The sequence below is a fragment of the Arthrobacter silviterrae genome (assembly GCF_011045165.1).
In the GTDB taxonomy this organism is placed as follows: domain Bacteria; phylum Actinomycetota; class Actinomycetes; order Actinomycetales; family Micrococcaceae; genus Specibacter; species Specibacter silviterrae.
In genome coordinates this window covers 36373-48455 of sequence record NZ_JAAKZI010000028.1, presented here as the reverse complement: position 1 = coordinate 48455, position 12083 = coordinate 36373, and the positions used below count along the sequence as shown (strand labels likewise).

Here is a 12083-nt window from a genome sequence, read left to right as displayed (position 1 = left end):
CGGCCCCCGGAGTGAGGCTGCTTCCCGGCTCCCCCAATCCCCCTGCGAGCGTGACGGGGAACTCTCGCCATCCAGGTGGGCCAATCTGGCCAGGAGCGAAGCACGGGGTGGGTCGAAATCCCCACGTTCGCGCCGCCGTCGTGCGTCCCGGTCCGAGCGGGACTCACCTGCCGGAATGAAGCTCACATGTTCGAAGTGCTTTTTCACTTCAGTCCCCTTCCAAGGGGCAAGGCGCCGGCCACAAAGGCGGGCCATTGCTGGCCGGCCAGGAGGCGCAGTTCGACGAAGGCGCCTGCGGCGGCTGATTCGAGTTCCTGCCGGCAGCGTGAAAGCTCGTCAATGGTTTCCGCGGTGATGGTTACATAAGCTGCCGGTCGCACATCCCCATGCCCGGCCACGATCTCATCCTCTCGCTGGGCAACTTCCTCTTCCTCGGCCCGCTGTTCCCGGGTGAGGGGGCGGTCGAAGCGGACGTTGATGCGGCGCCGGGTGTCGTGTGCTTCATGGGCGGAACGGATGTCACGCAAAGCCTGGTCCGTGGGAATGGTGCGGATGACCTCAGTGACCGTGTGCCGGAAGTTACCCACATACACCAGCGGGTGCATGAAACCGGGGAACACCTTCTGCCGAGGCCATTCAGAAATCCAGAACGTCTGGTGAAACCCGGAATCGGTGCGCAGGTACAACCAGTGTTCCTCCACGGCCATGGGGCCGCCGCTAATGGTCATCGCCGGCTGGCCGCTTGCCGTGGCGGCGGCGAGCCGCGGGACGGCTTCCGGGTCAAAGGCCCCACGCATCACAGCCGTCAGCTTGCTGTCGGACAGCCACTCGTCCACAGTGACTCCGTGAGTTTTCAACCCCGTGGTGAGGGCCTCGACTTCGGACCGGACCACGTGCTCCAGGCCTGCGGCCGCTCCCCCGGCGTCGCGGATCCGCCGCCTGGCCTTCGCCGTATCGATGACCAGGCAGACCAGCAGCTCATGGCTCATCGCCGAGCCGGCGGCCGCGATCAGGTCCAGGTAGGACTTGTCGCCCCAGTTGATCTCGTCAATGCGAGAAGGGACCTTCATACGGTCATAAAAGTCGCGGAGTGCGGAGGACGGGTATGGCACCGTGTAATCCTGCACGGCGATCCGGGCGACGGCGGGGCGCTGCGCCATGGCCGTTTGCACCCTGGACCAGGCTTGGACGGCGTAGGCCTTGTCGTCGTCATCGAGAAGTGCGAACGAGGTGGTGCTGCAACGCAGGATGGCGACAGCCTCCCGGCCTGGTCTGTCGACGATGAACGCAGCGCCGTCCCGTGTCTGCTTGAGCTCGAGCGTGCCAAGCCCGCCGGGGAGGGCGAGCTGGCCGGCGGCCCGGGGCCGCTCCGGCTTGACCAGGTATTTGGTCTGGCCCGTCTGTTGGCGCCAGAAGAACACTGCGGCTGTATAGGCCCACACCGGATACGGAATGCGTGCATACTGCAACACACCAAACAAGATGAGTCCCGCCCATACTGGCGACGTCACGACGAGGGCAGGCGGACCTCCCGCTGCCGAAGCAACGGTGGCCATGAAGACGCCCCCAGCGACAAGGCCCAGTTGGTACCATTGCAGGCCCATGAACAAGCCGTGGCGTTCATGGCGGGGAAACTTGACCGGCTGTAAAGTGCGCGTATTTTCAGACATGGTTGTCCCTTTCCGGGTTCGTGTTCTGCTGGCGCGGGACCGCGGGCTGCTGTATCACCGGGGGTTGCTGCGGCACCGAGGCAGGGCCATGCTGACCCGTTGGCACTCCCCGTTGGGCCTCCGGCGCTCGCGGACTCTGCCCGGCTCCTGCTGGTGGCCCGGATGCTGTTCCGGCGTTTTGTCCGTTCCCGTACTGCGCGCCCGGGTCCCGGTGTGGGGTTCCTCCCCGCCTGACGTACGGCTGGCCATAGGTCTTTGTTTCCGAGCCGGGCGGCGGGTTGGCTGCGCTGGAAGCCGGCCGGCCGCCGTCGTGCTTCACAGCCTCCTGGCCGGCACCCTCGCCATCCACGGGAAGCTTGATCTTTGGTTCCGGTGATGACTGGACCAAGGCGGGGCTCTTGGAACCGACACTGGCCAACGACAGCTTGCCGCCCACCTGCCGGCTGACCTGCCGGGCCGCAAACCCGCTGGTGCGCGTCAGGACATGCCCACCGCCGGCAACCTGGGCGGCAGCGGCCAGTTCACCGCCGGCAAAGCTGACCAGGCGCAGGGCCATCAGAGGTGCAGCACAGGCGAGCGCCATGCCGACAGCACCGGAGGCCAGGCCAGCGAACGAGGTGGAATTGGCAAACAGCTTGACGGCAACTGCCAGAACCGTGGCGGCAAGCGGTTTGGCAATGAGAAGCGCGACGACGGTCTCGCACCAGCGTCGCGTCCACGACTTGGTGCGTTCCCATGGCATCAACATGATGGCCACCGGCGCCGTCGAGGCCAGGATCAGGAGTGCAAACGACCGGAAAATCATGGAACACATCAAGATGAAGGACATGACCCACACGAGCGCCACGGCAGCTACGGTGACAATGACGGGGCCCGCGAGGCCGGCATCGCCGGGACTCACCATGGAGACCAGGTCCCACTGGTGTCCGGATCCGGCCGGCGCCTTCTGAAATCCGAAGAGTCGCATGAAGACGACGTAAGGGTCCGAGCCGAGTGTAGCCAGCATGGCGGTTGATGCAGAGTCCGTAAACTGCGTCAGCTTCTGCATCAGGCTGACGGCGCCGAAGACCACGGGGACGGCGATCCCGCCCGCAATGAGGGCGCGACCGATGCGGCGTGGCTGCTGGCTGACCATGCCACCAAGGAGTTGGAGGATCATGGCGACAACTAGCGGTGTCATCATGACGACGATCCACCAGTTGGTCATCCCGCTGACGGCTGTCCAGTCTGACGGGCCGATGTCAGACACGCCAAAGGCACCGGAGATGAAGGACCACATCCAGGAAGCCATGTTGGCCAGGATGCTGGCGAACATGTCGGTGATGGTCTGGGTAGCGGCGTCCTGGGTTTGGGAGATGAGACCGCATCCGGGCGGCCACCAGCCATTGGCGGCACACTTGACCGTTGGCAGCATTGCTGAGGCCTAAAAGCCGAGGTGGAATGCTGTCTGCGACCACAGGATGTAGCCGTTGATCCCGCCGAGGATGGCCGCGACGGGGCCCGTCCACAGCAGGATCATTCCGCCGCCCGAAGCGAGCCGCGAAGACTGGCTCAACTTGCCGGCCAGGAGCATCGCCGCGCCCAAGATGGCGACTATGGCAATGATGATGAAGGCGCCGACCAGAATGCCGCCGCCAATCTCCTTCAGCGACTCGAGGAAGGGAAAGCTTGCATTGGGTGTGATGCCGGGATCGACCGGCGCAGCCAGGAACATGGTGAACTCCTATCAAGGACTCCCCACGTCTGCGGGGAGCATTCACTTGTTCATGGTTGCGGGAGGGCTAAACAACGTGAGGAGACGTATTCTCGCCGTACCAAGGATCTGCCAGCGGGAGTTCCACAAACGACTTCCAAGACTTCCGGGTGCTCGAGCTCAAGTCATGGAATGGGGAGAGTGAGCAACATGCCCGTGCTGGTCTGTGGCCGCACAGTCACCGTCCGCGCACATAATGGTCACGTATTCCTTGGAACTCTCCAGCTTCACTGGTGGACCTTGCGCACAGCGAGCCTAAGTCTTCCTGTTCGAGGACCTGTCAAGCTACCGGGCCAGAGCAGGATAAGGATAGGCCTCCGCTGGGTGTTGTTCATACATTGACTCAATGAGTGGCTGCCCGTCCGCGACAAAGTGTTTCCCCTTGGCATAGACGTCCACGATCTGCAGTGTGCCGTCCAGGACTAGCAGGTCGGCGTCGCTCCCAGGCTGTATGCGGCCCTTGTAGGCCAGCTGCAACACGCGTGCCGGGTTGCTGGTGACCAGCGGCAGAACGTCGTCCAGTTTCATGCCAAAGTCACTGACCAGCTCCACCGTGGCGCCCCAAAGGCTGCCCAGGTTCTTCACATACGGGCCCCGCGATCCGTCGGGACGGAGTCGAGGAACATTTGCATTGCCGTCCGTGCTCATCGTCAACATGGAGGGGTCTACACCCGCCTGCAGGAGCCGCGGCAGTGCCTCCTGGACACCAATGGCATCCATGACGCCGGCGCGAGGATCCAGCAGAGGGTTCAGGTCCACCGCGCAGCCGGCCTTTGCCAGTTCCACGGACGCGGCCATGGTGTGCTCCGTGTAGTTACCGTGCGTGGCCTGGAACCTATCGGGCGCGGCCTGGCTTTTCTTGATCGCAAACAAGAGCTGGGCCGCCGGATCTTCCGTCTCACCGAGGTGTGCATGGAGCAAGCAAGCTTTGCTGGTGGTCCGGGCCGACCATTCCAGTTCGGAAGCCAAATCGATCAACTCGTCATTGCTGTAGCGGCTGGCGGCTCCTTGACCGAGAAACACCTTCACACCAATCAGCTTTTCAATCAGGAACAGGTCCTTGCGAATCGAGTCGGTGAGCGTCTGGTACGGCCGGCGGCCACCACCGAGGAAGGCGAACGCCGTCAAGCCGTCGGATTCCAAGGCGTACACCTTGGCCAGGACTGATTCCATGTTCTTGGTGAGCATGTCCATGCCGGGAGCGGCCACGGAGGTGGTAATGCCTGCCATGGCCAGCTCTCCCGTCCACAGCTCCGGGGCGCGGGAGGCGTACCCCTGCAGCCCGCATCCGCCCACCTGGTGCAAATGCCCGTCAACGAGGCCTGGAACCAGGGTTTTGCCGGTCAAGTCGACGACGGCGGCCCCCGGGATGCCCTCAACATTCAGCTCCGCGCCGACGGCCAAGATTGACCCGCCTCCCACAAGGACATCGGTCACCCCCAGCTTTTGCGGGTCGAAGACTGTGGCGTTGTGCAGAAGCGTGAGGGGGGACATTGGCGATACCTCCATGGGTTGGCGGATGTTGGGTTGGACGAGTAGAGCGGAGCGGACTGGAAAGGCTGGCGACACGCGGCCTTTCTGCCGGGCGCCGTTAGAGTTGGATGCCTTGTTGTTCGGCGCGTTCCCAAAGCCGGCCCACGGCCTCGACCCCTGCAGAGATGACAGTTGCCTCGTCCATCCCTACCGGCTTTCGTCCCTTGAGCAGCACCTGACCGTCCACCATGACGGTAGTGACGTCGGGGGCGGAGGTGTACCAGATGAGGTTCTTGATGGGATCCCGCACGGGTTGCAGTCCTGCGCGGCCCAGGTCAACGATCGTCAGGTCCGCCCGTGCGCCAACTTCAATCCGTCCCAGGTCGGACCTGCCCAGTGCGGCCGCCCCGTCCTCGGTTCCGGCCTTCAGCAATTGCGCTGCGCTTGCCACATGGGATTGTTGAAGCTTCAGTTTGGACACAAATCCGGCCGACCGCATTTCCTCGATGAAGTCAAAACCATAGCCGTCGGTGCCTATGCCGGTGCGTATGCCGTGGTCGGCGAAGCGTTGATAGGGGGCGCTGTAGCCTCCGCGGGCGAATGTCAGCGGACAGCTGGCCACGGATGTTCCCGTGTCCCGGAGTATCCCAAGATCTGCATCGCTCGCGTATACGCAGTGGGAGGCGATAACGTCCGGCCCGGTAATGCCGTGGGCGTGCAGGTATTCGATCGGGGTCAGTCCGTAGCGGTCCTGTATGGTGGCGACCTCGGGTTGGCTTTGGGCGGCATGGATGGTGACCAGGGTGTCAAGCTCGTTGGCTGTCCTGCGGACGGTTTCCAGCAGCTCAGGGGTACAGGTGTCCGTCCCATGCGGCCCGAGGACAATCCTTATCCGGCCTGACGGTCCCTCGTCATATTCGTCAAAGATCTCACGGAAAACGGCCATCTGCTCGCGTTCATCTGCCTGTCCGTAAGTGGGAAGGCCCTGGGAGTTGACGCCGGTTGGTGGGGTTGAGAGCACATAGGGAGCACCATAGGCGCGCAACCCCATTTCCTGGGCAACGGCCAGGAAACCGCGGTGGGCTGGCCGCCACATGTCCAACATGGTGGTGGTGCCGCTCTTGAGCATGTCGAGCAGGGCGAGCCGGTATATCGCCCGGATGTCCTCTTCCGATGTCCCATGCGTGGAAAGGTCACCCAGGGGCATGAGCAATTTGTAGATCAGGCTTCCCGCGCTGGCAGTGCGGTCGTAGTCATCGGTGATGCCCTTCAACGTGGGGCCGTTGAGGGCATGGTTGTGCAGGTTGACGAAGCCCGGGATGAGAACACCTTCCTCGACGGTGATGAACTCGTCCGCGCGCGTCACCTCCTCACGCGTGACGGCCACGATCGTGTTGCCTTCCACGATGACGGTCGCATCGCGGATGACTTCCTGGTGGACGGCTCCGGGGACGACGGTATATCGGGTGCGGATGGCGGTGCGTCCGGGTTCCATGATGCCTGCTTCCTCATTCCGGCCCCTTGCCTGGGCCGATCGTGGCCAAGTACGGGGCCAATTCGTCGCTGATGTTTATGTTCGGTCGGTCGCCATCTCTGGGAAATGCGGCGACGGTGTGGCGGGAAGTTCCCGGACAAACCGCTTGATGGCTTCTGCCGTGGCAATCCCGACGTGTTCTCGGACCAACTCGTCGAATTTGGCTTCAACTTCTGCCGTGGACAGGGCCAGCGGGGCGCTTCCCCTGGCTGTCGTGTGCCGGTTGGAAAAGGTTCCGGCGGTTGTCCGCAGGCGCACCAGTGGTTCCGCGGCGGGGTCGTCGTCATTGACGACAACGGTGGTGCGCTGCAGCCAGGCGGTTGTCGCTGGTGTGGCGAACAGATCAAAGTCGGCGGGTGTGAGGGCCCTGCCCTGCAAGAGCAGGGCAAGGCAGACCGGCAAACTCATGCGTGCGGCACTGACCGTGGCCGGGCGATCCGGACAGATCATGGGCAGCAGGAACGAGGTCACCTCCACTTCGAGGCCGGTAATGTCGTCTGGGCGTAGGCACCCGTCCTCCAGTAACTCGAGCACAGCGTCGATGGCCGAATGTGTGCTGCGGCAGGACGCGTAGGGCTTGATGGCCGAGTGTGAGAAGTGCCAGGTGGTGCCGAGTCCCCGGGTGAGTTCGCCGGGACTTGCCGTGGCGTTGCCGTGGGTTTGAAACAGTCCGCCCCATACGGGCTCGAAAATGTTCAGTGGTCCGCTGGCGCCAGCGGCGGCCAGGCGGGCTGCGTCGATGCCGTTGGCGGCGGCGTTGCCGGGGTGGAGTTGTTTCGTTATGGCACCGTCGCGGGCGAAGGCCCATCCCCCGGCACTTGAACTGGCTGCAATAGCGAGGGCGGACGCCGCCTGGCCGGCATCCAGTCCAAGCATGACGGCGGCAGCGGCGGCAGCGGCAAATACGCCGCAGGTTGCGGTCGAATGCCAACCGGAGTCGTTGTGGGCGTTGTAGCCGCCCAGGGACAGCTGGACGCGGCGGCCCACCTCGTACCCGGCAACGAGTGCTGTGAGCATCCGGGACCCGCCGACGCCGGTTTGCGCGTCCTGCAGCGCCATCACCACGGGGACCACCACGGCCCCTGAATGGTCGCAGCCTTCCGTATCGTCAATTTCGAGGGCGTGGGCGGATATGGCATTGATCCGTGCAGCATCGCGCAGTTCGCGCGGCATGCCGGCGGTAAGCAGGCGCACCTGCCCGAGCGTCGCGAAGACTTGCTCCGCTATTCGCACGGGTTCGCTGTTGCGCCCGGCGATCGCGGCGCCGAGGGTGTCGAGCAGGTGGTCTTGGGCCTTGGCCTGCAGGGTGCCCGGTATGTCTTCCCAGGCGAGCCCGGCGCACCAGTCCGCCAATATTTCAACGGCAGTCATGGAATGGCCTTGGCGACTGCCGGTGCGGAGGCGGCCACACCTGCGCTGAGCCTGGTGAACAGGGAGTACGGGTGGTTGTCCTCCGGGTGTGGCTGCGCTGACGCGAAGTGGCTGTGCAGTTCACCGCAGCTTGCAATCCAGGCGGTGCCGGATTGCTGAATTTCAGTCAGGAATTGGCGGAGCAGTTCTGCCCGGCCGGGGGTTCCCATGATTTCCGCGTTGAGCCGGAGCAGGAAGAGCGTCCCCCACCGGTTTGCCGCTTCAAACTCGATGCGCCAGTTCTCGCGGACTGTTTGGTGGCTTGCTATGCGTGACTGGCCGGGTGGGAAGGGCGGATCCAAATTGAATCCGAGGTATTGCAGGTCTTCCAGCTCATAGCGGAAGGGAATTTCCAGCACCCCCGTCTCCGCGAGCCAGAATGGCCGGTCGTCGCAGGGAAGGGAGGAGGACCATAGGAACCCTTCGTCCGCCATGGATTCAACAAACCCGGGACCCCACTCCCCGGCCGGTGTCCTGAAGCCGGTGACGGGCGTGCCCAATACTTCCTCGAGCATGGCGCGCCCGGAGAGGATTTCCTCCACCTGCCCGGGGGCGTCAAGCGTGTCAAAGTCGAGGTGTTCGGTTCCGTGGCAAGCCACTTCGTGCCCGGTGGCCGCGATGTGGCGCACGAGCTCCGAGTAGGTTGTTGCGATTGCGCCGGGAACAAACCAGGTGGCCCTGATGTCCAGGTCCTCCAGGACAGCGAGGAGCCTCTGGGCGCCATGGTCGGGCCCGTACAGGCCCACGGAACGGGATTTGAGCCGGTCCCGATATTCCGGGTCGAGTGCCAGGAACGGGAGGTCCCCGTCGATGTCGATGGTGACGGCGACGGCGCACCGGGCATTGTGGGGCCAGTTCATGCAGGATTCCTTTCAGACCAGTGCCGGGCGATGGCGTCGCACGTTTCAAAGCGGATGCCCGGGTTCTCCACCAGCTCGCCGATAAACTTCTCGAGCAGCAGCGCCCGTCCCGGCGTCCCGATGACCTTGGGGTGCCAAATCGTGGCCACCGTTAGTCCTTCGGGAACGGCCGCCAGGATTTCCTCGCCCCAGGACTCGAATACGGGGGTGTAGGCGGCCACCCTGTCCAGTCCTGCCGGGAAATTCGGGGCCCGGTGGTAAGCGAACGCCGTGTAGTCGTCGAAAAGCGACTTGGCTGGAATCTCGATGAGGGAATGGCCGTCGTGGCGGAAGGGCACGTCACCATTGCGCAGGGAGCTGGAGTAGCTGAACCCGCATTCGGCCAGCAGTGAGGCGGTCTGCGGGTGCCAGTCGCCCGAGGGCGCCCGGAATCCCGTGGCCCGAACTCCCACAGTGTCCTCGAAGATATTCTGGCTTCTATTCAGGATGCTCCGCTGCTCCTCGGCCGAAAGCCTGAAGAAGACTTCGTGCTTGTATCCGTGGTTGCCGATTTCGTGTCCCTCTGCCACGATGCGTCGGCAAAGGCCGGGCCAGTGTTCCACCACCCATGCCGGGGTGAAAAACGTGGCCTTCACGCCGTGGGCGGCCAGCATGTCCAGGATCCGGGGCACGGCCCGGTGTGGCCCGTAGGCGCCCAGGCCGAAGTAGCCGGGTTTGTTCCAGATGGAACCGCTAAGCATGGCGTCCCCGGTGGGACCGTCAAGGTCGAAAGCGAGGGCCAGCGTGGCTTGTTGAAGCACGCCGGCCCCCGGCTTGTCGGTTGAGGCTTTGAGGTCCACGGAGCTACTTGACACCATTGATGGCGGGGGCCATCAGGCCGTAGCCCACATTGTATTTGTCGAGGATTTTCTTGGTGGTCCCGTCGGTGTTCATGGCAGCAAAGGCGTCCCGCACCTTGTCCGCCAGAGCGGTGTTGCCCTTCTTTACGGCAGCACCAAAGGGGGTGTTGGTCAAGTCGGGCAGGACCATATCGTACTTGCCTGGATCCTGCTGGGCAAAGTAGACAAGGTTTTCTGCTCCTTGGATGGCCAGGGTGGCACGACCCTGGTCGAGCTGCAGGCGGGCGGCAGCACCAGAATCCGTGGGGATGATGTTGACGGCGGGGAGCCCGGCAGATTCGCAGGTGTCTTTGCTGAATTGCTGCAGCTTGGGGAAGTAGTCGGTCGCCGAGCTGACGGCCACGGCTTGGCCGCAGGCGTCTGTTGCCTTGGTGTACTTGGCCTTGTTCGCAGCCAGTGTGTAGAAGCGGCCCACGGACTTGAAGTAGTCCACGAAGTCGACCGTTTTCTGGCGGGCCACGGTGTCTGACATGCCGGAGAAGGTGATGTCCACCCGTTCCGTCTTGACGGAGTTGACCAGTTGGTCGAACTTCTGCTGGGTGAATTCCACTTTTAGGTTCAGCCGTTTGGCGATTTCATTGACCAGGTCGACGTCGGCCCCGGTGAGCTGGTTGGTTTTGGGGTCCAGGTATTCCATCGGAGGGAAGTCCGGGGACAGGCCCACGGTCAGGACTCCGGACTTGATGGTGGACAGTCCTGCGCTGCTGGTGCTGGAAGTGGCGGCACCCCCGCAGCCGGCCAGCATGAAGATGGCGGAGGCGGTGGCGGCGACCTTGATAAATGTCGATTTCATAATGTATTCCTCAGGGTTGATTACGAGAGAACTCGGGAAAGGAAGGCTTTGGTACGTTCGTGTGATGGTGTGTCGAGGACTTCTGCGGGCGTGCCTTGTTCGACGATGACGCCGTCGTCAACGAAGATCACGCGGTCGGCCACTTCGCGGGCAAAGCCGATTTCATGCGTGACCACGATCATGGTGAGGCCCCCCGTGGCAAGGTCCTTCATGACCTCCAGGACGTCACCCACCAGTTCGGGGTCGAGGGCGGATGTGGGTTCGTCAAACAACACCAGCTTTGGTTCCATGGCCAGGGCCCTGGCAATCGCCACCCGCTGTTGCTGCCCACCGGAAAGTTGGCGGGGATAGGCGCCGGCGCGGTTCGCCAGGCCTACCTTCTCCAGCAGGTCCATGGCTGTGGCTTTCGCCGGCCCGGCAGCAATGTGCTTGACGAGGCGGGGGGCATGGGTGATGTTTTCCAGGACTGTCATGTGCGGGAAGAGGTTGAACTTTTGGAAGACCATGCCGATGTCCTGGCGCTGGCGCGCGATTTCCGACTCCCGGACCTGCTGCAGGACGGCGGCATCAGGCGTGCGCCTGTGGCCGATGATCTCGTCCCCTACAAAGATGAGGCCGGCGGTGGGCTCTTCGATGAAGTTGATGCATCGCAGGAGTGTGCTCTTCCCTGAACCGGAGGGGCCAAGGATGCAAACCACCTCCCCGCTGTGCACTTCCATGGACACACCCTTGAGCACTTCTTGGGGGCCGAAACTCTTGTGCAGCCCTTCGACCCGGACCAGTGGTTGGGTGTTCATGCCAAGCTCCTTCGGGTGGTGAAGAACCAAACAATCTTCTGCCAGGGGGTCAGCGGCAGGGCCTTGCTGGAGCCGCCCTTCGCGAAGCGGCGTTCAATGTAGTACTGGATGATGGAAAGGATGGAAACGGCGATGAGGTACCAGATGGCCGAGACCAGGAGCAGTTCCATGATCATGTTGTTTACCAGGTAGATGTGTTGGGACTCATTGAGGACTTCCGAGGCGCCGATGGCCGAGGCCAGAGAGGTGGTCTTGAGCATCCCAATCGTCTCGTTGCCGATCGGGGGAAGGATCACCCGCATCGCCTGGGGCAGGATCACCGTACGCATCAAGGCACCACTCGGGAGGCCGAGGGCCTTGGCGGCTTCTCCCTGTCCTTCGTCGACGGAGAGAATTCCGGCCCTAACGACCTCGGAGGTGTAGGCGCCCTGGTTCAGGCCAAGGCCGAGGATGGCAGCCACAAAGGGGGTGACCAGGTCCACCGTCCGTCCGCTAAATACTCCCGGTATCCCCACGTGGGGAAAGATCAAGGCGATGTTGAACCACAACAGGAGCTGCAGGTAGACAGGTGTCCCACGGAAAATCCACACATACAGCCAGGCGATGCCGCTCACGACAGGGTTGGAGGAGAGGCGCATGACCGCCACCAGCACCCCCAGGAGGATGCCGATCACCATGGCAACAACGGTCAGCACGATCGTCACCATGAAGCCCGTGAGAATCGTGTGGTAGGTGAAGTACTGGCCAACAACCGACCAGTCAATTTCGGCCCGGGCAAAGGAAACCACGATGGAGGCCAGAAGGGCAACCGTGACGATGCCGGCAGCCAGGCGCCCCCAATGCCGCACGGGGATGACCCGATAGCCCGGCTTGGCGGCATCTGTAGTCATGTTG

General features: G+C 63.2%; 11 protein-coding genes. All 11 read right to left on the bottom strand.

Annotated features, from left to right (window positions below):
• Positions 1–203: 203 nt before the first annotated feature.
• The 11 genes from G6N77_RS14805 to G6N77_RS14755 all read right to left on the bottom strand — a co-directional run bounded on the left by G6N77_RS14805 (position 204) and on the right by G6N77_RS14755 (position 12079).
• The gene (locus G6N77_RS14805) at positions 204–1670 is read right to left on the bottom strand and encodes an SCO6880 family protein (RefSeq protein ID WP_165182940.1); all 1467 of its coding nucleotides are present in this window, start codon (positions 1668–1670) and stop codon (positions 204–206) included.
• Complete coding sequence (locus G6N77_RS14800; protein ID WP_165182939.1) at positions 1663–3084, bottom strand: type IV secretion system protein; 1422 nt, start codon at positions 3082–3084, stop codon at positions 1663–1665. Before G6N77_RS14800 ends, G6N77_RS14805 begins: the two co-directional genes overlap by 8 nt.
• A gap of 9 nt (positions 3085–3093) precedes the next feature.
• Positions 3094–3384 (bottom strand): hypothetical protein, encoded by a 291-nt coding sequence (locus G6N77_RS14795; protein WP_165182938.1) that lies wholly within the window; start codon positions 3382–3384, stop codon positions 3094–3096.
• A 324-nt stretch (positions 3385–3708) separates the two neighbouring features.
• The gene (locus G6N77_RS14790; RefSeq protein ID WP_165182937.1) at positions 3709–4917 is read right to left on the bottom strand and encodes an amidohydrolase family protein; all 1209 of its coding nucleotides are present in this window, start codon (positions 4915–4917) and stop codon (positions 3709–3711) included.
• 97 nt (positions 4918–5014) lie between these two features.
• Complete coding sequence (locus tag G6N77_RS14785) at positions 5015–6391, bottom strand: amidohydrolase family protein (protein ID WP_165182936.1); 1377 nt, start codon at positions 6389–6391, stop codon at positions 5015–5017.
• A gap of 75 nt (positions 6392–6466) precedes the next feature.
• Positions 6467–7801 (bottom strand): MmgE/PrpD family protein, encoded by a 1335-nt coding sequence (locus G6N77_RS14780; RefSeq protein WP_165182935.1) that lies wholly within the window; start codon positions 7799–7801, stop codon positions 6467–6469.
• The gene (locus G6N77_RS14775; RefSeq protein ID WP_165182934.1) at positions 7798–8700 is read right to left on the bottom strand and encodes a polysaccharide deacetylase family protein; all 903 of its coding nucleotides are present in this window, start codon (positions 8698–8700) and stop codon (positions 7798–7800) included. Before G6N77_RS14775 ends, G6N77_RS14780 begins: the two co-directional genes overlap by 4 nt.
• On the bottom strand, positions 8697–9539 hold the full coding sequence (locus G6N77_RS14770; RefSeq protein WP_306986730.1) for a polysaccharide deacetylase family protein: 843 nt from the start codon (positions 9537–9539) through the stop codon (positions 8697–8699). Before G6N77_RS14770 ends, G6N77_RS14775 begins: the two co-directional genes overlap by 4 nt.
• Before the next feature lie 4 nt (positions 9540–9543).
• Positions 9544–10392 (bottom strand): ABC transporter substrate-binding protein, encoded by an 849-nt coding sequence (locus G6N77_RS14765; protein ID WP_165182932.1) that lies wholly within the window; start codon positions 10390–10392, stop codon positions 9544–9546.
• Positions 10393–10412: 20 nt separating this feature from the next.
• The gene (locus G6N77_RS14760) at positions 10413–11189 is read right to left on the bottom strand and encodes an amino acid ABC transporter ATP-binding protein (protein WP_165182931.1); all 777 of its coding nucleotides are present in this window, start codon (positions 11187–11189) and stop codon (positions 10413–10415) included.
• Complete coding sequence (locus G6N77_RS14755; protein WP_205678313.1) at positions 11186–12079, bottom strand: amino acid ABC transporter permease; 894 nt, start codon at positions 12077–12079, stop codon at positions 11186–11188. Before G6N77_RS14755 ends, G6N77_RS14760 begins: the two co-directional genes overlap by 4 nt.
• Positions 12080–12083 lie beyond the last annotated feature (4 nt).